General features: G+C 40.0%; 21 protein-coding genes and 1 riboswitch. Of the genes, 15 read left to right on the top strand and 6 right to left on the bottom strand.

The genetic code is table 11. From position 1 onward, the window contains the following. Nucleotides 1-111: 111 nt before the first annotated feature. A complete protein-coding gene (locus IEO70_RS15840; RefSeq protein ID WP_190999346.1) occupies nucleotides 112-354 on the bottom strand; it encodes a DNA alkylation repair protein in 243 nt (80 codons plus the stop codon). A 169-nt stretch (nucleotides 355-523) separates the two neighbouring features. Between IEO70_RS15840 and IEO70_RS15835 the strand changes: the two genes are divergently transcribed. From IEO70_RS15835 to IEO70_RS15815, 5 genes are all read left to right on the top strand, one after another. Beyond that, complete coding sequence (locus IEO70_RS15835; RefSeq protein WP_190999345.1) at nucleotides 524-1,483, top strand: YncE family protein; 960 nt, start codon at nucleotides 524-526, stop codon at nucleotides 1,481-1,483. 6 nt (nucleotides 1,484-1,489) lie between these two features. Beyond that, nucleotides 1,490-2,179 carry a response regulator transcription factor gene (locus IEO70_RS15830; protein WP_190999344.1) on the top strand — a complete coding sequence of 230 codons (690 nt, stop codon included), beginning with the start codon at nucleotides 1,490-1,492 and terminating at the stop codon, nucleotides 2,177-2,179. After that, nucleotides 2,169-3,584, top strand: a complete 1,416-nt coding sequence (locus IEO70_RS15825) for a sensor histidine kinase (RefSeq protein ID WP_190999343.1) — start codon at nucleotides 2,169-2,171, stop codon at nucleotides 3,582-3,584. The genes IEO70_RS15830 and IEO70_RS15825 overlap by 11 nt, the downstream gene beginning before the upstream one ends. A gap of 82 nt (nucleotides 3,585-3,666) precedes the next feature. Beyond that, entirely contained in the window at nucleotides 3,667-4,122 is a 456-nt protein-coding gene (locus tag IEO70_RS15820; protein ID WP_190999342.1) for a FixH family protein, read from the top strand. 460 nt (nucleotides 4,123-4,582) lie between these two features. Continuing rightward, entirely contained in the window at nucleotides 4,583-5,038 is a 456-nt protein-coding gene (locus IEO70_RS15815) for a DUF6385 domain-containing protein (protein WP_190999341.1), read from the top strand. A gap of 1 nt (nucleotide 5,039) precedes the next feature. Here IEO70_RS15815 and IEO70_RS15810 read toward each other — a convergent pair whose 3' ends face one another. After that, nucleotides 5,040-5,495, bottom strand: a complete 456-nt coding sequence (locus IEO70_RS15810; RefSeq protein WP_190999340.1) for an Hsp20/alpha crystallin family protein — start codon at nucleotides 5,493-5,495, stop codon at nucleotides 5,040-5,042. Nucleotides 5,496-5,694: 199 nt separating this feature from the next. Between IEO70_RS15810 and IEO70_RS15805 the strand changes: the two genes are divergently transcribed. Continuing rightward, nucleotides 5,695-6,468 carry an SDR family oxidoreductase gene (locus tag IEO70_RS15805; RefSeq protein WP_190999339.1) on the top strand — a complete coding sequence of 258 codons (774 nt, stop codon included), beginning with the start codon at nucleotides 5,695-5,697 and terminating at the stop codon, nucleotides 6,466-6,468. Nucleotides 6,469-6,508: 40 nt separating this feature from the next. On the opposite strand, the gene IEO70_RS15800 is transcribed toward IEO70_RS15805, so the two are convergent. Further along, nucleotides 6,509-7,870: an MATE family efflux transporter gene (locus IEO70_RS15800; RefSeq protein ID WP_190999338.1), complete on the bottom strand. Its 1,362-nt coding sequence runs from the start codon at nucleotides 7,868-7,870 to the stop codon at nucleotides 6,509-6,511. A 145-nt stretch (nucleotides 7,871-8,015) separates the two neighbouring features. Here IEO70_RS15800 and IEO70_RS15795 point away from each other — a divergent pair, with 145 nt between their 5' ends. From IEO70_RS15795 to IEO70_RS15770, 6 genes are all read left to right on the top strand, one after another. After that, the gene (locus IEO70_RS15795) at nucleotides 8,016-8,336 is read left to right on the top strand and encodes a DUF4870 domain-containing protein (protein ID WP_190999337.1); all 321 of its coding nucleotides are present in this window, start codon (nucleotides 8,016-8,018) and stop codon (nucleotides 8,334-8,336) included. A 375-nt stretch (nucleotides 8,337-8,711) separates the two neighbouring features. Further along, nucleotides 8,712-9,512: a hypothetical protein gene (locus IEO70_RS15790; protein WP_190999336.1), complete on the top strand. Its 801-nt coding sequence runs from the start codon at nucleotides 8,712-8,714 to the stop codon at nucleotides 9,510-9,512. 79 nt (nucleotides 9,513-9,591) lie between these two features. After that, entirely contained in the window at nucleotides 9,592-10,152 is a 561-nt protein-coding gene (locus tag IEO70_RS15785; protein ID WP_190999335.1) for a beta-class carbonic anhydrase, read from the top strand. A gap of 139 nt (nucleotides 10,153-10,291) precedes the next feature. After that, entirely contained in the window at nucleotides 10,292-11,269 is a 978-nt protein-coding gene (gene dapF, locus IEO70_RS15780) for a diaminopimelate epimerase (RefSeq protein WP_190999334.1), read from the top strand. Between the two features lie 655 nt (nucleotides 11,270-11,924). Next, nucleotides 11,925-12,596 (top strand): phosphatase PAP2 family protein, encoded by a 672-nt coding sequence (locus tag IEO70_RS15775; protein ID WP_190999333.1) that lies wholly within the window; start codon nucleotides 11,925-11,927, stop codon nucleotides 12,594-12,596. Nucleotides 12,597-12,677: 81 nt separating this feature from the next. Then, the gene (locus IEO70_RS15770) at nucleotides 12,678-13,652 is read left to right on the top strand and encodes a carbohydrate kinase family protein (RefSeq protein ID WP_190999332.1); all 975 of its coding nucleotides are present in this window, start codon (nucleotides 12,678-12,680) and stop codon (nucleotides 13,650-13,652) included. Nucleotides 13,653-13,727: 75 nt separating this feature from the next. Here the strand turns inward: IEO70_RS15770 and mscL are convergent, their stop codons facing one another. Continuing rightward, nucleotides 13,728-14,174, bottom strand: coding sequence for a large conductance mechanosensitive channel protein MscL (mscL, locus tag IEO70_RS15765; RefSeq protein WP_190999331.1), 447 nt, complete (start codon nucleotides 14,172-14,174; stop codon nucleotides 13,728-13,730). 215 nt (nucleotides 14,175-14,389) lie between these two features. Then, nucleotides 14,390-14,494: riboswitch (SAM riboswitch) on the top strand. Nucleotides 14,495-14,628: 134 nt separating this feature from the next. On the opposite strand from mscL, the gene IEO70_RS15760 reads away from it, so the two are divergent. Genes IEO70_RS15760 through metH form a run of 3 tightly spaced genes read left to right on the top strand, consistent with a single transcriptional unit; the run spans nucleotide 14,629 to nucleotide 21,101 of the window. Continuing rightward, complete coding sequence (locus IEO70_RS15760) at nucleotides 14,629-15,780, top strand: trans-sulfuration enzyme family protein (RefSeq protein ID WP_190999330.1); 1,152 nt, start codon at nucleotides 14,629-14,631, stop codon at nucleotides 15,778-15,780. 43 nt (nucleotides 15,781-15,823) lie between these two features. Continuing rightward, a complete protein-coding gene (locus IEO70_RS15755; protein WP_190999329.1) occupies nucleotides 15,824-17,668 on the top strand; it encodes a bifunctional homocysteine S-methyltransferase/methylenetetrahydrofolate reductase in 1,845 nt (614 codons plus the stop codon). Continuing rightward, nucleotides 17,661-21,101 carry a methionine synthase gene (gene metH, locus IEO70_RS15750; protein ID WP_190999328.1) on the top strand — a complete coding sequence of 1,147 codons (3,441 nt, stop codon included), beginning with the start codon at nucleotides 17,661-17,663 and terminating at the stop codon, nucleotides 21,099-21,101. Before IEO70_RS15755 ends, metH begins: the two co-directional genes overlap by 8 nt. A gap of 557 nt (nucleotides 21,102-21,658) precedes the next feature. Here metH and IEO70_RS15745 read toward each other — a convergent pair. Together IEO70_RS15745 and tagU are read right to left on the bottom strand one after the other, a co-directional pair. Further along, nucleotides 21,659-22,039 (bottom strand): helix-turn-helix domain-containing protein, encoded by a 381-nt coding sequence (locus IEO70_RS15745; protein WP_268938768.1) that lies wholly within the window; start codon nucleotides 22,037-22,039, stop codon nucleotides 21,659-21,661. Nucleotides 22,040-22,207: 168 nt separating this feature from the next. Then, nucleotides 22,208-23,128 carry a polyisoprenyl-teichoic acid--peptidoglycan teichoic acid transferase TagU gene (gene tagU / locus IEO70_RS15740; protein ID WP_190999326.1) on the bottom strand — a complete coding sequence of 307 codons (921 nt, stop codon included), beginning with the start codon at nucleotides 23,126-23,128 and terminating at the stop codon, nucleotides 22,208-22,210. Nucleotides 23,129-23,242 lie beyond the last annotated feature (114 nt).

Here is a 23,242-nt window from a genome sequence, read left to right as displayed (position 1 = left end):
TCCCGCATGTCTCCTTTTTGATTTGTGACATTTCGTGAGATAGTAGTCATCTGAAGTTAACTTCAATTCTTGAGTATGCGTCTCACCAAAAAGGACCGGTAACGGTTTTTCTTAATTAATCCTTCCGTAGGATGTGAAGGTTTTTTCATCTTCAATTAGTCCGCATGAAGCACATTGAACACGCATGACAGGTCCATTATATTTAATGTGGAACGGGTCCAATGTTTCGTTATCGAAGGACTGCAGAACATCGCCGGTTTGCGGATCCTTTTTTACAGGATGAGCAATTTGTTCGATTAGATTAAATCTCGTCTTATTAGTTTTACAATTGGGACAGCAATAGCGATTGGGCAATTTAATAACTCCTTTCGAAAGACAGTCTTGATTTTAGTTTTTCTATAAACGAAGAATTTATGTAAAATATTTCAATGGAAAAAATTAAAAGGTCGATTTGAAATAACTTCACACATACTTCACATTTTAGAAGTAAAATTGTAACGAATTAAAGGGATAGGGGATTTTAATGAAAAAGCTAAAGGGAGTTATTGTACTTTTTGTGCTCATTTTAGCAGGTTGTTTTCGGAATGGGATGCCGACAATACCAGTGGAGGAAACGTTTATTGCTACTGTCAATTTAAAGGATAGCAGCATTACCTTTTTGGATGGTGAGACATTTGAGAAGATTGCATACTGGGATTTAAAAGAACCGTTTACCGGTGCTCTTTTGTTGCCGGACTGTGATCGCATAGCTGTTTACGGCAAAAAAATGTCTGTCATGCAAATCTATTCTCTCAGCAAGGGAAAGCTTATTGAAGAGTGGCCGGTTGGCAGCGGAATTGTTTCTGCCGGGCTTATAAATGATAAGAAAGAGATTGTTCTTGTTGACCAGTCGCGTGACAGTATCAGAATCTTCTCGCTGGATGGTGAAGAGCTTCGAAAAGCGACTGTCGGGAAAAATCCGATTTCTTTTGTTGAGGACAAGGAACAGGCTAAGCTGTATGTCGTTAATTTTGATGATGAGAAGATTACGGTGCTGAATTCTAAAACGCTGGAACGTGTAAAGGAGATTGCCGGTAATCGCTCTTCTGCAGGAATTCTTTTGCACGAAGATGAATTGTGGGTAGGCGGACATGGCGAGGGAAGCACAATGGAAGAAAGTGTTCGAATTTACTCTGCAGATAACGGACAATTGTTATCTTCTTTAAAAGCGCCTTCTATGCCGATTAAGTTCCTCTCATGGGAAGACTCTATTTTTATATTGAGTCATGGCTCCAATACTATTTATAAATACAATACTCTAACCGGTGACATGCAATCTGAGAATGTTGGGGTTAATCCTTTCGAAATGACGTCTTATCATAATTATGTTGCAATTACAGCTTATGATAGTGATGAAGTAATTCTGCTAAAACCAAATTCCTTCACAGTCGAGAAAAGGGTTAAGGTCGATAAGGGACCTTTTCAAATATTTGTAAGGGAGTAAGTATATATGTCTAATTTCCGTGTACTTGTTGTTGATGATGAAGAAGATATGAGACATCTGATTGAGATGTACTTGTTAAATTCGAAGTATGAATGCACAAAGGCGAGCGGTGGAAAAGAAGCACTGCATGCTATGGAGAACGAAAAAATTGATGTTGTTCTGCTTGATATAATGATGCCTGACCAAGATGGTTTCAAGGTATGCGAAGAAATCAGAAAAACTTCTGACGTTCCTATTATTTTTGTCAGCGCCAAAGGTGAAGAATGGGACAAAGTGAAGGCATTGAAGCTTGGCGGGGATGACTATATTGTCAAACCTTTCAGTCCCGGTGAGCTGATGGCAAGAATTGAAGCATTGCTTCGCCGTGCCGGCAAGAAACGTGATTTGTCGGAAGAGGATTATATTAAATACGGCGAGATCTTAATCAATAAAAAATCGCGTAAAGTTACAATAAATGATGAAGCGATTACGCTGACTCTTAAAGAATATGAACTTTTAAATTTCTTAATCATCCATGCGAACCAAGTGTTGAGCAGAGAGCAGCTTCTTGAACGTATATGGGGCAATGATTATAGAGGTTCATTGCGTACAGTTGATACTCATATTAAAACGTTAAGAATGAAGCTGAAAACAGCGGATTACATACACACAGTATGGGGCATTGGATATAAATTCGAGGGATTAGATGAAAAATAAGAATATTTCCTTGCAGCAAAAGCTATGGATGATTGTGTTTGTCATACTGTTTTTAAGTTTGGCATTCGGATTTATATTATCGCAAATATTTTATGACAAACTTTATGTCGATTATGTTAAAGCAGATTTGCTGCATCTTTCTGAGACTGTAGCCGAGGATTATGAAGGCGGGGAAATAACGGATGAATTTAAAGAGAGAATCGAATGGATAAACACAAAAAGAACAGGTGAGTTATTTGTTGTGAATAATCCTAAGGAGCTGAGTGTTTGTCTCCCTTTTGACATCGATTATGATTCCTTAGTGGATGGTGAGGATAGACAGCAACTTTTAATGGGAGAGCCAGTATTTAAGAAGGAATACGTTGAAAGGTTTGAACGAGAAGTAATAGCTGTCATTCATCCGCTGCTGCATGAAGGTAACTTAGAAGGAATCGTCTATGCGTATTCACCAATCCAGCCCTTCTTGAAATTCGGCAAGGTCTTAACGAATATGTGGGCGTTTACGGCCAGCTTGTTTTTAGTGATTATGTTCTTTTTCGGAGCAACTGTTGTAAATAAAACAATTCGTCCGATAAAAGAAATGGAGGCAGCTGCCATAAAGGTGTCCAAAGGAGATTATTCTACGATTTTGCATTATGACAGTACAGATGAAATTGGAAGTCTTTCCGCAGCTTTTAATAAAATGTCAAAGGCTATTCAAGGAGAGGATGAGCGGAGGAGAATGTTTCTCGGTGACGTTTCTCATGAGCTGAGAACACCGCTTAGCTATATAAAAGGCTACACACAAGTTTTGCTTGATGATATCGTCGAAGATAAGGAAGAGCAAAAGAAATACTTGAAGTTGATAGCCAGAGAATCGAACAGATTACAGGGCATTGTTCAAGATTTGTTGGATTTGACGAAACTTGAAGAAAATGTCTATAAATTGAATCTTGTGCCAATTGCATTTGCTCAATGTATTGAAGATGTTATGCTGAAGTATGAGCCGATTTTAACGGAGCGCGGTTTAAAGTTGGAGATGGATTTAAATCCTGATGTCATTATTTTAGGGGATGAAGACCGACTTGAGCAAATTATCGGGAACATTGTCGAAAATGCAATGCGTTATTCGAAAGATGGTGGTTCGATTGCCATTGAACTATTTATGGAAGATGATTATTGTAAACTGGTGATTAGCGATAATGGTATTGGTATGAGTGCTGAAGATTTAGAAAGAGTAACAGAAAGATTTTACCGTGTGAATAAAGCCCGTTCACGATTTGATGGAGGCACTGGCATTGGTTTATCAATTGTGAAAAAATTGATGCAATTGCATAATGGAACGTTGTTGATTGACAGCCGTTTGAATATCGGCACGGAAGTCAGTCTTATTTTCCCGGTAGTGAATGAGGATACTATGTTTTAATTGATGGTTGAAGGATGCTTGTTGATGTCGAATGTGTTCGCATCAGCAAGCAATTACATAACTAAAGGGGTTGGGGAGAAGAATGAAATATTTTTCACGGGGATTAGCTGTTGTTTCCGTCTTATTTTTGGCGGCATGCGGCGGACAGGGAGCGCATTCAGATGAAGTTGCTTTTTTGGATGTTGCCTTATCACTTAAACCTGAAGCAGTGCAAATTGAAGAGCCTGTGTTGTTTGAAGCCACGGTTTTATATGGTGATGAGCCAGTGACGGATGCTGATGAAGTGAAGTTTGAAATTTGGCATGCTGAAAATGAGGAAAATCGTGAAGTGGTTGAGGTAGAACATAGCGGCGATGGCTTGTACAAGCTAGAAAAGTCATTTACTGAAGAAGGTACATATTATGTTTATGCGCATGTGACAGCAGAAAGTATGCATTCCATGCCGAAGAAAGAATTTACGGTCGGTGAACCGAGCGTAATCAAAGATAACGAAAACAGTTCCAGTTCAATTATGGAAGAGGATTCTTCTGATCATTAATTGAATAGCAATTAAAATCGTCTTGATAAATGAGAGACGATTTTTTTCTTCTTTAAAAAGTGAAATTTTTGGACTGGGAAAGCTGTTAACCCTGCTCGGGTCTACAGGATGCAGGTCCTATCGGTGTTGCCGCATATCGTGGCGTTTTTAGCCGCTGTTTCTTGCTTGCGGGCCGTTTCTGCTTTTCGGTTCTCACATGGCTCCTTTTTCACACTATAGTATTAAATTGGCAACGAGATGGAAGATTCGACGTAGTCGCCAATTTTAAGTCCATAGTATAAGGGCAACTATACCTTTGCCTGCACCTTATCAAGCTTGCCAAAGGCAAGTGTTCTTTATTGAATTGAGTTAAGAGGCGGATTCAAAAAAAATGGACCGGTTACGGTTTTGATGTGTTCTTTTGCCGGCTGATTATGAATACGATTGGTTATAGGCAACTAATAGGCGGGGTGAAGTCTGTATGCGTAATCGATTTAGGCATAGACCGCAAAAGAAGGAAGAAGAAGAGGCGTATTATCAAGAAGTGTTGGAGGGCGAGGAAATACCTAACCAATGGTCATTGAGGCTCAGAAAACTGGAATCGTTCCATTTTCCGCAAAGCAATGAGCCATCAGTCATTCCAATCGATATAAAAAGAGCTTTAATAATAACTAAGGATCGTTCAGCTTCGATTACTTTTGATATCTCGACCTTCCGGAAGTATACGATTTGCATTATTAATGAAAGTCAACATACGATAACATTCAGTTTTGAGCTTAGTCCGAATAATGTTCATTTTATGAAGAAGGATTATTGCGAGGTGAAATCCGGTGAAATGGAATGTGTAATGGCAGATGATTATTTGAAATATGCTCGAATTAGTGTCAAAGGCTATGCATCAACAACAGTTATCGTATACTTGCAAGGCTATCAATAAACTATTGTTCAGTAATATTTATTTCTGAATATTGTAAATCATTTACTTTCGGCAGCTTGATTTCCAAAGTGCCATCTTTATAAAGAGCAGTATTTCCCTTTTTTCTGACAATGGCCGGCAGCGTATACGTATTTCGATCAGTACGCTCCGGAATCCCCTCTACAATCAGCAAATTAGATGTATGATAGATTTTCATATGTTTCATGAGTGCGCGTTCTGCAATCGGTATGCGGACATAAACATCGCTATGTGTTTCGAAGATTGCTGCTGCCAGTTTATTTTGTGCAGATTCTTGTTGATTGGCAGAAGCTGTATTATTCATCATTTGTCCAAAGTCACCGTTCTGCAAGCCCGATAGAAATTTTGATATATATTCATCCATATCTTTCATTTGATTGGCTCCGTTGAAGTTCTTCATATATTTTTGGAATGGAAAAAGAATATTCCATGGATTCATGGCATTAAACCTCCCTATGGGCACATATGGTTACATCATCTTATGCACTAATTGGTCAGTATGTTCAGTCGGATTTTGGGCAGTTGTGCTATCTCCGTAGTTGCTACTTACTATCAAAACGCACATAATTTTCTGTATAATATAATTATTAAAATATTAAGCATTTGGGAAAAGTGCTTAGAAAAAGAGGGGAATGGATGTGAGGAAAAAAGTAGCCCTTGTTACAGGCGGTGCGACAGGCATCGGCAAAAAAACATTGCAGCTTCTCGCGGATGCTCAATGTGATTTAGTTTTTACTTATGTAACGAGCGAAGAAAAGGCGCATCTATTATGTGAACAATTGCAAATGCAATACGGTGTTAAGGTGGATTGTTTTTCGTGTGATGTTTCGGATTTGAAAAGTTGTGAGCGATTGATGAAGGAAATAGCATTCATTTATGACGGCATCGATATTTATGTGCATAATGCAGGACCGTACATTCATGCCCGAAAAACAATGATGGAATACACAACGGATGAATGGCAATACATAATGAATGGGAACTTGAACAGTTTCTTTTATATAACAAAGTATATTTTGCCTCATATGCGAAAAGAACGCTGGGGAAGAATTATTACGCTGGGATTTGACCGTTCAGATACGGCACCGGGCTGGATTTATCGCTCAGCATTCGCTGCTGCTAAAAGCGGTTTGACATCTTTGACCAAAACGCTTGCGATGGAAGAAGCTTCTTCAGGCATCACGGTGAATATGGTATGCCCCGGGGATATAACCGGGCAATGGAAGGAAGCGACGATTGAGGAAGCAGTTTTGGAAACGGAAAAAAGAGTGCCTGTTGGCAGACCGGGCACAGGAGAAGATATTGCAAGGGTAATTGCTTTCTTAACTGATGATAAATCCGGCTTCATTACTGGCAGCGTCATACCTGTTACAGGCGGTGTAGATGTGCTGGGGAAAGTATTCAGAAACTAATAGAAACGCCTCCGAGTTGATTCGGAGGCGTTTTTCCCGCTTACACTTTTGGGATAGCAGCAAATTTTTTCTTTTGAATATAAATTAATCTAACTGCCAAGCTGATTGCTCCGCATGCCAGGCCGACAATCAAGCCTACCCAATAGCCATAAGGTCCCATGCTTGTGAAGTTAGCAAAGACGTAACCGACTGGAAGACCGATGATCCAAAAAGCTGTAAAGGACAGGATGAAGGTTAAGTTTACATCTTTATAGCCTCGCAAAGCACCTTGTATAGGAGCCATAATCGCATCTGAAATTTGGAAGCAAAGTGCGAAAATCAGGAAATTGCCTGCAAGTTTAATAACCTCAGTGTCCTTCGTGTATATAGCAGCAATATCGAAGCGGAAGAAATATAATACAATAGCAAACAATACAGCCATGCTGACTGCAAAAATCGTTCCAATTGCGCTATATTGCTTCGCATCATGATAGCGTTTACCACCGACCTCAAAGCCGACTAAGATCGTCAAGGCCATTGAAATGCTAAGCGGCACCATATACAGAAGCGAAGAGAAGTTTAATGCTGTTTGGTGGGCAGCGATTGTATTTGTATTATATTCGCTCATCAGCAATGTGACAGCTGAGAAAATACTCGTTTCAAAAAAAATTGATAGTCCGATAGGTACACCAATTTTAGAAATGGTTATACACTCTTTCCATGAAAATGGAACAATTGATCTAAACAGACGGTATGTGCTGAATGGTTTTACTTTTAAAATAATAGCAAAAGCAATTAGCAGTACAATCCAATAAGTAATTGCTGTCGCATAGCCGGAACCAATACCACCGAGCTCTGGAAATCCAAGCTTACCGAAGATTAACACATAGTTGAAAAAGACATTAATCGGCAATGCCACAAGTGTAATAATCATTGATACTCTCGTTTGGCCGAGCGCATCGATAAATGACCGAATGACACTGAAGAAAAAAAGTGGAATAATTCCCCACGAGAGTGCAACTAAATAATCATGCGCGATGACTCGAACATGCGGTTCAAGTGACATGCTATTTAAAATCGGGTTTAAAACAATTGAGCCAATTGCTAGCACAATTGCTGCCAATATTATAGATAAATAGATGCCTTGCGTTACCGAATATGGAACTTTCTTTTCCTTGCCGGCACCTACTAATTGCGAAACGATCGGTGTAACAGCAATCAAGATGCCTGACAGTCCGGTATATACGGGTGTCCATATAGAACTTCCAATAGCCACCCCAGCTAAATCTGCTGAGCCGTAATTGCCGGACATCACTGTATCGAAGAACGTCATAGCAAACATGCCAACTTGTGTAATAAGAACGGGCAGCATAATGGTAATAAATAATTTCAGTTTTTCTTTCTTAGAATGCGTAATATTCATTGATTCCCCCATGACTCAATAGTTTGCCTATTTCCATTCGAGAATTATAGCATTGCAGTATTTCCTTGTAAATTGATGAGGGAAAAATAAATGAAACTAAACACCGCTTCTGTCGTATAATATAAATGAAAGGAGTTTGTTTAAAATGCCTAGTAATGATGAAAGATTGTTTGCTGCACTCATTTATGTGACGAGTCTATTTACAACGATTATAGGTCCACTTATTATATGGATTATAAAGAAGGATCAATCTTCATTTGTCGATTATCATGGAAGACAATATTTTAATTTTATTATTTCCTATTTCATTTATTCGGTAATTGCCGGTATTCTTACACTTGTTTTTATCGGAATGATTATCCTGCCGATTCTCGGTATTGCAGCTTTTGTATTCACGATTATTGCAGCAGTCAAAGCATATGAGGGAAGCGAGTACAGAATTCCGTTTATTTTCCGGATTTTGTAATTTGTTTAAGACAGCATAAAACAACATGTAAAAGCAGACTATCAAGAAGAGCTAATGGTTCTTTTATAGTCTGCTTTTTTTATTGTAAATAATTTTTTAAATCGGTGGGCTGTCTAACCTTATACTTGCCATGCTAGGTCATAAGCCACCCCCACCCAAGAAACCAAAACCAGGTTTCTCGTGTGGCGCTCTCACGATGAGAGTCACAGCGACGAAGATATGCGGACGTAGCGTCCTTAGTAGCTATTCCTTACTTGCAGGCCGCTTCCGCTTTTTGGTTCCCGCATGGCTCCTTTTTCATTGAAGTGGAATCAAGGAGTGAAATCAAAAATGAAAAAGGACAGGTAAAGGTTTTTCTGAATTGGAGAGGATTATATGAATATTAAGGAATACTATAAATCTGTTGCAGCGGCTTCGCTTAATATTTCACTTTATGCTGCGCTGTTAAGCGTTGTTATATTCGTTGTCATGAGCCGGTTTCTGCAAAGTTCACATGTTTGGGAGACGACTGTTCCGTTTATGTTGCTGAGCGGTCTGTTTTTTCTGCAATTTCATATTAATAAGAAGCGCTATCGGGAGATGCCAAACCACATTGAAGTGAGTGACCGATCGCTATTTGAACAAAGGAATGTATTAATGACCTTTATGCCGGCACCTACTATGAGGATTGTATTATTCGACCCTAATGGTCAATGCGTTGGCGAAATGAAAGATGAAAATGCCGCTTGGTATAAATGGCTGATACCGAATGCATTGCTGATTTTTTTGCCGCAAAATTATTGTTTGCTGGATGGTCGAGGACAAAAACTGGCGAGATTCAAAATCTCCGGATTTCTTGGAAGGCAAATGACAGTATGGGATAATGCCGGCAGAACAATCGCTGTTTATGAGGAAAACTTAAAAAAATCGTTATTCCGCTACAATGGGATTGTGTATGATAGTGAATGTGCTGTACGCATGAATGTAAATATCAGCGGTTATCTGAATTCTTTTGAAATATGTTCTGCAGGAGGAAAAAAACTTGTTTCTTTTCAAAAAGGTTATATGCCGCTTGAGTGGAACGATAGGTTTCAACTGAATACACCGATTATCGATTTTGCCGACGAAACCAGTAAGGATGATTTGATATCAATATATGCTTTATGCGCTAAATTACTTAGTTTCTCCAAAAATTAACGGTACTATGCAAAAATGAGGAAAAAAATGGGCGGTTTTGTTATAATAAATTCATTATATTAGTAAAGTGGTGAATATTATGAATGTTTTGAATGAAATTTTAGCTCACAATAAGCAGTTTGTAGAAAATAAAGGGTATGAAAGTTTCCAATCGGATAAGTTCCCGCAGAAAAAAATGGTCATTATAAGCTGTATGGATACAAGATTAGTAGAATTGCTTCCTAAGGCGATGAATTTTGGTAATGGTGATGTTAAAATCATCAAAACAGCCGGTGCGGTTGTTTCTCATCCATTCGGCAGTGTCATGAGAAGTATTATGATTGCGATTTACAGCCTAGGTGCTGAAGAAGTGTATGTGGTCGGCCACCATGATTGCGGGATGGCTGCTGTATCAGTAGATGATGTAGTAGAGGCAATGAAAAAACGTGATGTATCACCGGACACTATGACAATATTAGAAAATGCCGGCATTGATTTAAATGTCTGGCTGCGCGGATTCAAAGATGTTTCGGAAAGTGTTGAAAATAGCGTGAATGTCATCCGTAATCATCCGTTAATTCCTGCTGATGTAAAAATTCATGGACTTGTCATTCATCCGACAACGGGTAAGCTTGATGTTGTTGTTGACGGAAATGCATAATAGATATTTATAATCAATTGGGGCCTATTGGGAAAGTCGTATGACACTTTTTCAAATTGGCCCTATTTCTGCTTCCAAATAACGTTTTTTGTATAGTATGATAAAGCTAATTACATTTTTTAGAGTGAGGAATGAAGAAATGAAGCTGAATTTAATTAAATGCCACGGGTCAGGCAATGATTTTTTTATACTGGATGAATATAATGCGCCGCTATCATGGTCGGATGAAGAGCGTGCTAATTTGACCAAGTTGATTTGCGACCGTAAAACAGGGCTTGGCGCGGACGGGATTTTGTTTTTCCAAAACAGCGAGGTTGCTGATGGGAAAATGCGGGTATTCAATAGTGATGGAACGGAAGCCTCAATGTGCGGAAACGGTTTGCGCTGTATAGCTCGTTATGCTTGTGAATTACTTGGAAAAAAACAGCTTCGAATCGAAACGATGAAGGCGGTGCTTGCAGTCGAAGAAACAGCGCCGATTTATGGGGATATTCCGACTTATCAAGTTGAAATATCGCCTATTTCGTTTAATGTTGCTGATTTGCCTATGAATGCAGAAGGTGATACATTCATGCAACAGACTTTTCCGGAATTGGCGGGAGATTTGAAGTTTACCGCAGTTGCCGTTCCTAATCCTCACATTATTACGATTGTGAATAATGATGTTTTGCAAGGCGATGTGCAAAAAACATTTTCTGAGCATGTGAATGGTGAAAATCGTTATTTCCCTGACGGCGTCAATGTTAGCTTTGTTGCAATTCTTGAGCAGGGCAATATTTTTGTGAGAACATTTGAAAGAGGAGTTGGCTTCACAAATGCGTGCGGTACAGCGATGAGCGCTTCTACTCTTGTCACATGTCTCTTGAATAAAAATAGCTTTGAAGAAGCTGTTACTGTCTACAATCCGGGCGGAAAAGTAAAATGTATTGCCCATCAAAAAGGTGAAGAATATAGCATTGACTTGATCGGAAATGCTACTTATGAGTATGAAGTGCTAATTGATGTATCAAATTCCGAATTTGTTGCATCTGAAAAAACAATGTTCGATGCAGAAGCTGAGAGCTATCGCCAAATGCAGAAGGATGCAAAAGCCTATTTGAAATCGAAATTAGTATAAAAAGATAATGGCTCTATGAAGCTGTTTATCGCCAAGAGGATGATAGACATGCTTCATAGAGCCGTTTTATGTATATTAATCTGAGACCAGTGACGGTTTTTCTAGTGCATTTGGAAATTACAAAAATGTACATTGTATATAAGTTAAAGAAAGTGTATCGACGTCCAGCTCCAGCGCCCAGCACCTATTGCCCTTCGGCAACCTCCTGTTGATAAGTCAACGTTGAAATGTGGAATCGGCCCGCAAGTAAGGTTCAGCGACTAAGAGCGCTACGTCCGCATATCTTCGTCGCTGTGACTCTCGTCCTGAGAGCCTCCGACCAGCATAAGACAGATCTCAGTAGGAAATCTGGTTTTGATTTCCGAAGGAGAGATGGCTTATGACCCGAGGGGCTGGCTGATGCAACTAGACACATCGAATCACTATCGTTCTTCGTGTTTCCTATATCTCCGGGAGGGTGGAACAAAGACTAAATCCGCCACGGCCGCATGTCTTCGTCTTTGTGACTCTCATCCTGAGAGCCTCAGTTCATACGGTGCTTTTTAGGGGGCGCTTGCACTTTTGTTCAGTTAACCAACTTTTGCTAATGAAATACTTTTTTATTATGGGTATATTTACATAATAAAGACTTGTAGAAGTAAAAGGAGTATTTCATTTGATTAACAACCAAGAGAGACAGATTTCACAAACAAATGTTAAATATTTTATTTACTTAAGTATTTTGCTCGTTCTATTTGCTTTTATTTTTGTTGAAGTAGCCGGGAAATTAAGGGCGGATGATCTAAAAGTTTTTGATCATAGCGTAATTGAGATGATACAGGGGAACATTACTCCGCATTGGACAGCATTTATGAAAGTTGTCACGTTTTTCGGCGGGAAAGTGTGGAATGTATTGGCCATTGCTGGCTCAGCAATCATATTAGTTATTTTTTATAAGAAACGATACGCACTGTTTATAGTTTTGACATGTGGACTTGGAGCAGGATTCAATTTACTCCTGAAGGATTGGTTTGAGAGAGAAAGACCGAATTTTTACCGCCTGATTGTCGAAAGCGGCTATAGTTTTCCAAGCGGTCACAGCATGGGTTCTATCATTTTATATAGTGCGTTAGCTATTGTTTTGGTGAAAATATCAAAGAAGACGGTGCTGGATGCATTTATCATTGCTTGCTTTGCTTCATTAATAATAGCAATTGGCATAAGCCGAATTTATTTGGGTGTGCATTATCCTAGTGATGTCGTTGCTGGTTTTGCCGCTGGCGGATTTTGGGTTTGTTTTTGCACATTGGCTCTTAATTATTATGAATATCGCATGGCAAATCGGTGATTTTTAAAAATTTTAATTTTATTTGTGAATAAATGCTATAATTATTATTCAGATATAATGTTTTGAAAAGGGAGCGAATAGATGTCTACTTTATATAGTATTGGGGAAGTATTAATTGATTTTGTCGCAAACGAGAAAGGCAAGGGGTTGGATGAGGTTGAAGCATTCACGAAGCTCCCGGGAGGCGCTCCTGCCAATGTTGCGGCGGCTGTAAGCAAGTACGGCCATCAATCAAGTATGATTACAAAGCTCGGCAAGGATAGCTTTGGTGATTTTTTGACAGCTGTATTAAAAGATGCAGGTGTGAAGACAGATAAAATTTTACGCACAGCAGAAGCGCCGACAGGACTTGCTTTTGTTTCGTTAAAAGATAATGGCGAACGTGATTTTGCATTTTACCGAAAGCCATCAGCTGATTTATTGCTTAGCGCTGATGAAATCGGTGAAGACTGGTTTACTAAAGGTGACTTGCTGCATTTTTGTTCCGTCGATTTAGTGGAAAGCCCAATGAAGTATGCGCATGCGAAGGCTATTGAACTTGTAAAGAAAGCAGGAGGCGTTGTTTCTTTCGATCCGAATATCCGCTTGCCGCTATGGGAAGATGAAAAGGCATGTCAAAGCACGGTACATGAGTTTTTGCCGAAAGCGGATATTGTAAAAGTATCTGATGAAGAATTGGAATTCATTACAGGCATCACTGAAGAAAAACAAGCACTTCAATCATTGTTTACCGGCGATGTGAAGGTTGTTGTTTATACGAAAGGTGCAGCAGGTGCGGAGATTTGGCTGAAAGATAAATTTTACCCTTCGGAAGGTCATCGTGTAGAGGCGATTGACACAACAGGAGCAGGAGATGCGTTTATTGGCGGATTCCTGGCGAAGCTGATGGAATACAGCGTGAACGACGAAAACATCGAAGAAGTCATCCGTGTCAATTACCACGATATTTTGCGTTTTGCTAATGCATCCGGTGCATTGACGACTACAAGAAAAGGCGCTATTTCAGGGCTGCCGACAGTTGAAGAAATTAATGAATTGATGTTTCAATTAGTTTAAATATAAATATGTCTTTATAAATGAAAGAAGCAATTCCGGATTTATATATTGCCGAAATTGCTTCTTTTTATGTTATTATGCTTCAGCTTGTACTTCTAAATGTGTCGTGCAGGCAGGGCAGCGTGTCGCTTTTAATGGAATGTTTGATAGGCAAGCTGGACATTCTTTTGTTGTAGCAGGCGCCTCCTCTTTCTTTGGCGTCAGCTTGTTCAGTTGGCGGATGACTAGGAAAATGCAGAAAGCGATAATCAGGAAATTGATTATATTATTAATAAATAATCCGTAATTAATAGTAGCAGCACCAGCAGCCTTTGCATCTGCTAAAGAAGCATAGTCCTTTCCGGATAGATTAATATAAAGATCAGTAAAGTCCACCTTACCGACTAATAGTCCGATAGGCGGCATTATGATATCTTCTACGAGAGAAGTGATGATCTTTCCAAACGCTGTCCCAATGACAACACCGACAGCTAAATCAATGACATTGCCGCGGTTAATGAACGTGCGAAATTCTTTAAACATGTTACACAATCCTTTCTATTAATTTCCAAAAATAGTTACTACTTTTTATATCATATTTTCTTGGAAAATACGACCTGAAAGATTTTACATCTTTAAACACCGGACACAAGTATAGAATGACAATATATTGTCAGTAAATTGTGAAAAGATATTGACAGTAAGGTAATAGTTTATTATGATATAAAAAATGAATTATTCCGAAAATTTAATATTTACTCTTATCTAGAGAAGCGGAGGGATCTGGCCCTGAGAAGCTTCAGCAACCATCATTTATTGAACGGTGCTAATGCCAGTAGATTGTGAGTTCTAGTCGATGAGAGCATTGTAATGAGAATTTACGAACGCTCTTTTCATACGAAAAGGGCGTTTTATTGTATGTTCACTTTGATTTTCTAAGAACGGCATGGCTGTACAGTCAGCTGATTTACTTTTGATTATATGGGGGTTATGAAACATGAATATTGAAACAAGACTGGCTCAGGCGGGCGTAAAACAGGATCCGCAAACCGGGGCAATCAGCACACCGATTTATTTAACTTCAACATTTGAGCATCCTGAGTTTGGCAGAAGTACAGGATTTGATTATTCGCGTACAGCCAATCCGACGAGGAAGGTGCTTGAAGAAGCAATTGCCGCTTTAGAGGAAGGGCATAGCGGATTTGCCTTTTCTTCCGGTATGGCAGCAATTACGTCAGTCTTGTTTTTGTTCAAACCGGGAGATCACTTAGTTATTTCCGATGACTTATATGGTGGTACATATCGCTTGATTGAGCAAGTGTTTAAGCAATATGACATTAGCGCTTCCTATGTCGATACTAGCTGTTTAGACGAAGTGAGGAAGGCAATTACGGATAAAACTGCGGCTTTATTTATAGAAACACCAACTAATCCATTAATGAAAATCACTGATTTGAAGGCTATCAGTGAGATTGCGAAAGAGCATAATTTATTGACGATTGTTGACAATACATTTTTAACTCCTTATTTGCAGAAGCCTATCAGGTTAGGTGCAGACATTGTCATTCATAGCGGCACGAAATATTTGGGCGGTCATAATGATGTCATTGCCGGTTTAGTCGTTACAGCAACGGAGGAGCTGAGTGCGCGCATCGTCGCATTCCAAAATGGCGCTGGGGCGATTTTAAGCCCGTTTGATTCTTGGCTGTTACTGAGAGGAATGAAAACTTTGGCGCTCCGTGTCGAGCAGCAGCAGAAAAATGCGGCGAAAATTGCCGATTTTCTTGCAGAGCATGAGCTAGTCAAGAAAGTGTATTATCCGGGCTTAGCTACTCAGGAACAGAAAGCCATTATGAATAACCAAAGTAATGGATTTGGTGGCATGCTGTCATTCGAGGTGAAGAATCAAGAGGTCGTTAAAGCAGTACTGAAACATGTGAATATCATCAGCTATGCTGAAAGTCTCGGAGGGGTCGAAACATTGATTACGTACCCGGCAACGCAGACTCATGCTGATATTCCGGTGGAAATTCGCGAGGCGAGAGGAATAACGGAAGGGTTGTTGCGCTTGTCGGTCGGAATTGAAAACACCGACGATTTAATCGGGGATTTAAAGCAAGCTTTACAATATAGTACTGTTCGTTTATAAGCGTTTTGAACAAATAGAATAATGGCGATCTTGGGGTGATGGCATGAATTTTTGTGAAGAGATACAGAAGAGAATTTTAATCGGTGAAGGGGCAATGGGGACGTTGCTGTATACAACGGGGGTTGATCAATGCTATGAAGAGCTGAACTTGATCAATTCGCAGCTGGTGAAGGGCATTCATCAAGCGTATGTACAGGCCGGAGCAGAAATTATCCAGTCGAATACATACGGAGCTAATCATTTTAAGTTGAAGAGATATGGCTTGGAAGACCAAGTTTCATCGATTAATAGAGAGGGCATTAAGATTGCCAGAAGTGCAGCCGCCGAAAATTGTTTTGTATTCGGAACAATTGGCGCTACACGTAATTTGCGCAATTCCGATATTACAATTGAAGAGATTAAGAGAAGTTTTCGAGAGCAATTGTTCAGTTTACTTATTGAAAATCCAGATGGCATTTTGCTAGAGACATATTACGATTTTGAAGAGATTGAAGCAGTTTTGCAGATTGCAAGAAAAGAAACATCTTTGCCGATTATTGCGAATGTAACGCTTCAAGAAATTGCTTATCTTCAAAACGGCATGCATTTGAGCGATGCATTGTTCAGGCTTGAAGATTTGGGAGCGGATGTAGTCGGCGTCAACTGCAGGCTCGGTCCTCACCATACGATACGTTCGCTTGAAGAAGTGCCTTTATTGAAACATGCTTTCTTAAGTGCTTATCCGAATGCGAGCTTGCCGGAGTACAGTGATGGAAAGTTAAAATACGAAGAGAATCCAGAATATTTCGGGAAAAGCGCGCTTGCATTAAGAGAACAGGGTGTCCGTATCATCGGCGGTTGCTGCGGCACGACACCAGCGCACATTGAGGAAGTGAACAAAGCTCTTGATGATAGAACACCTGTCAACGAAAAGAAAGTAAAGCTCAGAAAAATCGAAGTTGTAGAAGCAGAGCCTGAGGCGAAACAGGCAGCGCTATACGAAACTGCGAAGAAGAAGAGGACGATTCTTGTTGAACTGGATCCTCCGAAGAAATTGCCGGTCGAGCTGTATATGAAAGGGGCAAGAGCTTTGACAGAGGCAGGAGCCGACAGCATTACGCTTGCCGATAATTCGCTTGCCTCCCCGCGCGTCAGCAATATGGCCCTTGGATCAATGTTGAAAGCAGAAGGGATTAATCCGCTTGTGCATTTGACTTGTCGCGATCATAACTTGATTGGCTTGCAATCGCACTTAATGGGACTTTCAACACTCGACTTGAACGAGATATTAGTCATAACCGGTGACCCTTCCAAAGTTGGAGATTTCCCGGGAGCGACTTCTGTATATGATGTGTCATCGTTTGAATTGATTAAGCTGATCAAGCAATATAACGAAGGTCTTTCATTCAGCGGCAAGCCGCTTGGCAAAAAGACAAACTTTAATGTGGCGGCAGCCTTTAATCCGAATGTGAAGTACCTTCATAAAGCAGTTGAAAGAATGGAAAAGAAAATTCAGCATGGTGCCGATTCATTTTTGACGCAGCCGATTTATTCTGTCCATCAAGTTGAGGAGATTTATCAGGCGACAAAGCATTTAGAGACGCCGATTTTTCTTGGCATCATGCCTTTAACGAGTTACCGCAATGCTGAATTCCTCCATCATGAAGTGCCGGGTATTAAATTACCGGACCATGTGCTAAGAGCGATGGAGAAAGCGGGTGACGACCGTCTTCAGGCTGAACGTGAAGGAATTGCCATTGCGAAAGAATTAGTAGAAGCTGCGATGGAACGTTTCAATGGCATTTATTTAATGACTCCGTTTTTACGATATGAAATAACCGTCGAGCTAACGAATTTTATAAGAACAATCGATGCTAAACAGAAAGAGGAAGTGACAGTGCATGAGTAAACAAGCTTTATCCTCCATTATGAAGGAACGGATTCTTGTTCTGGATGGGGCTATGGGAACTATGATACAGGAAGCGAATTTGACGGCGGCTGATTTTGGAGGAGAAGAGTATGAAGGCTGTAATGAATATTTATCGCTCGTTGCTCCTGAAGTAATAAGAGGTATCCATGAAGCCTATTTAGAAGCGGGATCTGATATTATCGAGACGAATACGTTCGGTGCGACAAGCCTCGTCTTGGATGAGTACGGAATCGGCCACTTAGCATATGAAATTAATAAAGTATCTGCGGAGCTGGCGAAAGCAGCGTGCGAAAAATATTCTACACAAGACAAACCTCGTTTTGTCGGCGGTTCTATGGGACCGACAACAAAAACATTGTCGCTTACTGGCGGAACAACTTTTGATATTTTGCAAGAGTCTTATCGGGAACAAGCAGAAGGTCTGCTGGATGGCGGAGCTGACGTGCTGATTGTCGAGACGTGCCAAGATATGCTGAATGTGAAAGCGGCATTTACAGGAATTCAGCAAGCGTTTAAAAATAAGGAAAAAGAGTTGCCGATTATCATTTCAGGCACGATTGAACCGATGGGCACGACATTGGCAGGTCAGCCAATTGACGCCTTTTATTTCTCGTGTGAATATATGAAGCCGATTGCGGTCGGATTAAACTGCGCAACTGGACCGGAATTCATGACTGATCATGTCCGTACACTGTCAGAGCTTGCTGATGTCGGCATTTCTTGCTATCCGAATGCAGGCTTGCCGGATGAAGAAGGACATTATCATGAATCTCCGACATCATTAGCGTATAAAGTGAAACAATTTGCCGAAAAAGGCTGGATAAATGTCATCGGCGGCTGCTGCGGGACAACACCGGCACATGTTAAGGCGATGGCTGAGGCAGTGGCTGATTTAAAACCGCGTGAAATTCCGACACAAACACATAACCACGCTGTTTCCGGAACAGATGCACTATTATACGATGACAGTATGAGACCGCTCTTCGTCGGGGAGCGTACGAATGTTATCGGTTCACGTAAATTTAAGGAACTGATTCGTGACAGACAGTTTGAGCAGGCATCGGAAATTGCCCGTGCTCAAGTGAAGAAAGGCGCACATGTCATAGATATTTGTTTGGCTGACCCGGACGATGACGAACTTGGCAATATGAAAGAATTTGTTCAAGAGGTTGTCAAAAAGGTAAAAGTGCCGCTTGTCATCGACTCGACTGATGATCAAGTCATTGAACAGGCACTGAAGCATTCGCAAGGTAAAGCGGTAATAAACTCGGTTAACTTAGAAGATGGTGAAGACAAGTTTGCAAGTGTTTCGGCTCTTATTCATCAATATGGCGGCGCGCTTGTCGTCGGTACGATTGATGAAAAAGGTATGGCAATCACAGCTGAGGATAAGCTGCGAATCGCGAAGCGTTCTTATGATTTGCTCGTTAACAAATACGGATTAAATCCTAAAGACTTAATTTTCGATCCGCTAGTATTCCCGGTCGGTACCGGAGATGAGCAATATATCGGTGCTGCACTTGAAACTGTTAAGGGTATTCAGGCAATTAAAGAAACGATGCCGGAATGTTTGACGATTCTCGGTGTCAGCAATGTATCTTTCGGCTTGCCGCCGCGCGGTCGTGAAGTATTGAATGCGGTTTTCCTATATCACTGTACAAAAGCCGGATTGGATTATGCCATCGTCAATACAGAAAAGCTGGAACGTTTTGCAGGTATTCCTGCAGAAGAAGTTGCGCTTTCGGAAAAATTGTTGTTTGAAACAGGAGATGAAACACTCCAAAGCTTTATTGCTTTTTACCGTGATAAGAAGGTCGAGAAAAAACAGGATACGAAGCTGTTGCCACTTGAGGAACGCCTGGCCCAGTACATCGTTGAAGGGACAAAAGAAGGTCTGATTGCTGATTTGGATGAAGCTTTGGCAAAAGGCTCCGCGCCGCTTGATATCATCAACGGGCCGTTAATGGCCGGTATGAGCGAAGTAGGTGTGCTGTTTAACGATAATAAATTGATTGTTGCCGAAGTATTGCAAAGTGCAGAAGTAATGAAGGCGTCCGTTTCGCATCTTGAGCAGTTTATGGAGAAAAGCGAAACAGGTAACTCAAAAGGTAAAATCATTTTAGCGACCGTTAAAGGTGATGTTCATGATATCGGTAAAAACTTGGTGGAAATCATTTTGGCGAATAACGGCTACACGATCGTTGATCTTGGCATTAAAGTAACTTCTCAGCAGCTGGTTGCCGCCGTTGAAGAGCATAAGCCGTCGATGATTGGTTTATCAGGCTTACTTGTAAAGTCGGCCCAGCAAATGGTGCTGACAGCGCAAGATTTGAAGGAAAACGGCATTGATACGCCAATCATGGTTGGAGGAGCGGCGCTATCCCGTAAATTCACTGATACTAAAATACATCCTGAATATGAAGGAACAGTGCTATATGCGAAGGATGCGATGGAAGGCTTAGCTTTAGCGAATACAATGCATGATGATGTACAAAAAGAAGGATTTTTAGCTGAGCTGGACGAGAAACGTAAAAAATCAGCAGCGTTGCAAGCAAACAGAACTGTTGAAGTGAAAGAAGTAGTGCAGCCAGTCGTCACTGTTCCACAGGCGGAAGTGAAGCAGCCGGAAGATTTAACGCGTCATACACTTCTTGATTACCCACTGCAGACAGTGATGCCGTATGTCAATAGACAAATGCTGATCGGTCACCATTTAGGTCTGAAGGGCAAGCTTGATAAATTGCTGCAGGAAGGCGATGAGCGCGCGATTGCTTTAACGGAGCTTGTCGATTCACTATATGATGAACTGAAAAGCTCGGATTATCGCGTCAATGGTGTTTATCGATTTTTCCCGGCGCAAAGTGACGGCAATAAAGTGATTGTGTATAAACCTGAGAATGTGAAGGAAGTATTGGAAGTATTTGATTTTCCTAGACAGGACAGTGCGCCGTTTTTATGTTTAGCAGATTATTTGAAGCCTGTCTCTTCGGGTGAGATGGATTATGTCGGTTTCTTTGTCGTAACAGCCGGAATCGGTATACGCCAGTACAGCGATCATTGGAAGGAGCAGGGTGAATTTTTGAAAAGTCATGCCATCCAGTCGATTGCGCTTGAAACCGCAGAAGGCTTCGCTGAAAGAATGCATCAAATTATGCGTGATAAATGGGGCATTTCCGATTCGGTCGATATGAGCATGAAGGACCGATTTGCCGCGAAATATATCGGCCAAAGATTTTCATTCGGTTATCCTGCCTGTCCGAATTTAGAAGATCAAGAAAAGCTGTTCCGTCTTCTTAAACCGGAAGATATCGGTGTCCGTTTGACGGACGGTCACATGATGGAGCCGGAAGCGTCTGTTTCGGCAATTGTGTTTGCTCATCCGGAGGCGCGTTATTTTAATGTGGAAAGATAAATATTAGCCAAAATCCCCGTAAGTATATTACGGGGATTTAGTGTTTATATTCGCTGATGCTCGTTAATACTTCTTATCATAATATGGACTTAATGACTTATTAGCGATATATGAAAGAAGCCCTTAATATTTCAGGCGCACCTTATTGATATTACTTTAGCACTTCGGAGGTGGTGGGTTGGGCTGGAAATTGATGTTGAATGAACTTGTCAAAGAAACAATTAGTAAAATAATGAAAAGGATGAGGATGGATATGAGGATGATTCTTCCTCTTTTTAGATTAGATTGTAATGATTTTCGTTGTGAATTCGTGAAATGCCAAAAAATGAGCGCATACTGCATCTCAAGGGCTGTTAAAAATGTTTTTGGATGTTTCCATAGCATTTTTGCTTCCTGGACGTCAGCAAAAATTATATTCTCCTCGATTTCATCGGTTATTTCAGAATGCATCATATAGTAAGCAGCGATTAGAGATATTGTGATGCCGGAAAAAAGGCAACCAGAAAAGAATAATAGTAAATTTTTAAAAATCATGGCTGTTTCATAACTCATATATTTCACCTTTTCTTAATTGTTTCCATGTATAATGCTTTCACTTCTTGATAAAATTTATCTTTTTCCTCGCGTGTAATACTCTCATCTTCGGATAATTCATATAACACATCGTATAATCCATGCTCTGAAGTCAATTCGTAAATGACGCTATCCGGAATGATATTAAAACCTTTAAACAAATGCTGTTCATCTATATTATAGGTTTGCGCTATCTTTTCGATCAGCCTATTACTCGGGACTTTATTGTTTCGTTCAATTTCAGAAATATAGGTAGAGGAAACCCCGACATCCTTAGCTACATCTTTAACTTGCAAATTGTTAGATCTCCTTAAATTTCTTAACTCGTTCCCAATTGTCTGGATTAAATGAACATTCCTTCTCATTTATTCACCTTATTTCGTAATATCCTTGTCATAGTATTATTTAAAAAAAGATAGAAGATTAGTCAAGAATCGACAAAATAAATTGGTTTAAATAAATTTATCAAGTTATTTATGAGAATAAGGATATTAAAAAAGCCTAGCGCAAAGCTAGGCTTTTGTTTTTATAGTTTAAATTCCTAATTGTTCTTTTAATTGGTTTTGAATGTTTTCTCGTTCTACTTCTGGTACTTGATAGTAATAAATACCATTAATTTTTGTTCCACTGCCTTCAATTGAGATTTGTTCAATACTGTCTGCTGCAGCACGATAATCGCTTTGGATAGTTTTCATTTCATTGAACGTTAAGTTTGTTTGAATATTATTGCCTAATGTATCAAAAATATTTTTATAGTTTGTTAAAGTAGTAAGGCTAGCTCCTTGTTTAATGACAGCTTCGATAACCTTACGCTGTCTTGCTTGTCTTCCGAAGTCTCCGTTTGGATCTTCGTATCTCATTCGTGAATATTTTAGAGCCTCATCACCGTTTAGTGTGATTGTACCAATTGGGAAGTGTTGTCCTTCATAATTGAAGTCTAGTTCATTGTTCACTGTTATACCGCCGATCGCGTCAACAATATCTTTGAATGATTCCATGTTAATTTGTACATAATAATCGATTGGGATATCAAGGAAATTTTCGACTGTATCCATCGACATTTCTATTCCACCAAACGCATATGCGTGATTGATTTTATCAACTGTACCACGTCCAACGATTTCTACTCGTGTGTCACGAGGGATGCTGACCATTTTGACACCTTTAAGGTGAGGATTTACAGTGAGAACAATCATAGAATCTGAACGGCCGGAATCTCCATCTCTTTCATCGACACCCAATAATAACACAGAGAAGGGCTGTTGTTCTTTGAGTTCTAAAGTTTCCTCCCGTTTTTCCGATTCACGGTCAATTGGAGTATACATTTGATCTACGGAGTTTTCTAATTGTTTATATACTGTGAATGCGAATATTCCGCCGGCTGCCACTATTAATAAAACGATTATTCCAATAATTTTAAACCATGAAAATTTCTTTTTTGCTTTTTTTTCCATAATGAGACAATTTCTCCTTTTGTTCTAAGTGGTGAATATTTAAACTAAGAATATGATTTATGTTGATAAAATATAACTTATCCTAATAAAGTGCTTTAAAGTTATAAGAGAAAT

It is taken from the genome of Peribacillus faecalis (genome assembly GCF_014712675.1).
GTDB lineage: Bacteria > Bacillota > Bacilli > Bacillales > DSM-1321 > Bacillus_AD > Bacillus_AD faecalis.
Note: the sequence above shows the minus strand (reverse complement) of the source record. Positions and strands in the feature narration are given on the sequence as shown.

Excerpts from the sequence above, each read along its gene's own strand:
- IEO70_RS15835 (WP_190999345.1), top strand. The coding sequence starts at position 524 with ATGAAAAAGCTAAAGGGAGTTATTGTACTTTTTGTGCTCATTTTAGCA.
- IEO70_RS15830 (WP_190999344.1), top strand. The coding sequence starts at position 1,490 with ATGTCTAATTTCCGTGTACTTGTTGTTGATGATGAAGAAGATATGAGA.
- IEO70_RS15825 (WP_190999343.1), top strand. The coding sequence starts at position 2,169 with ATGAAAAATAAGAATATTTCCTTGCAGCAAAAGCTATGGATGATTGTG.
- IEO70_RS15820 (WP_190999342.1), top strand. The coding sequence starts at position 3,667 with ATGAAATATTTTTCACGGGGATTAGCTGTTGTTTCCGTCTTATTTTTG.
- IEO70_RS15815 (WP_190999341.1), top strand. The coding sequence starts at position 4,583 with ATGCGTAATCGATTTAGGCATAGACCGCAAAAGAAGGAAGAAGAAGAG.
- IEO70_RS15810 (WP_190999340.1), bottom strand. The coding sequence starts at position 5,495 with ATGAATCCATGGAATATTCTTTTTCCATTCCAAAAATATATGAAGAAC.
- IEO70_RS15800 (WP_190999338.1), bottom strand. The coding sequence starts at position 7,870 with ATGAATATTACGCATTCTAAGAAAGAAAAACTGAAATTATTTATTACC.
- IEO70_RS15795 (WP_190999337.1), top strand. The coding sequence starts at position 8,016 with ATGCCTAGTAATGATGAAAGATTGTTTGCTGCACTCATTTATGTGACG.
- IEO70_RS15790 (WP_190999336.1), top strand. The coding sequence starts at position 8,712 with ATGAATATTAAGGAATACTATAAATCTGTTGCAGCGGCTTCGCTTAAT.
- IEO70_RS15785 (WP_190999335.1), top strand. The coding sequence starts at position 9,592 with ATGAATGTTTTGAATGAAATTTTAGCTCACAATAAGCAGTTTGTAGAA.
- dapF (WP_190999334.1), top strand. The coding sequence starts at position 10,292 with ATGAAGCTGAATTTAATTAAATGCCACGGGTCAGGCAATGATTTTTTT.
- IEO70_RS15770 (WP_190999332.1), top strand. The coding sequence starts at position 12,678 with ATGTCTACTTTATATAGTATTGGGGAAGTATTAATTGATTTTGTCGCA.
- mscL (WP_190999331.1), bottom strand. The coding sequence starts at position 14,174 with ATGTTTAAAGAATTTCGCACGTTCATTAACCGCGGCAATGTCATTGAT.
- IEO70_RS15760 (WP_190999330.1), top strand. The coding sequence starts at position 14,629 with ATGAATATTGAAACAAGACTGGCTCAGGCGGGCGTAAAACAGGATCCG.
- IEO70_RS15755 (WP_190999329.1), top strand. The coding sequence starts at position 15,824 with ATGAATTTTTGTGAAGAGATACAGAAGAGAATTTTAATCGGTGAAGGG.
- metH (WP_190999328.1), top strand. The coding sequence starts at position 17,661 with ATGAGTAAACAAGCTTTATCCTCCATTATGAAGGAACGGATTCTTGTT.
- IEO70_RS15745 (WP_268938768.1), bottom strand. The coding sequence starts at position 22,039 with ATGAGAAGGAATGTTCATTTAATCCAGACAATTGGGAACGAGTTAAGA.
- tagU (WP_190999326.1), bottom strand. The coding sequence starts at position 23,128 with ATGGAAAAAAAAGCAAAAAAGAAATTTTCATGGTTTAAAATTATTGGA.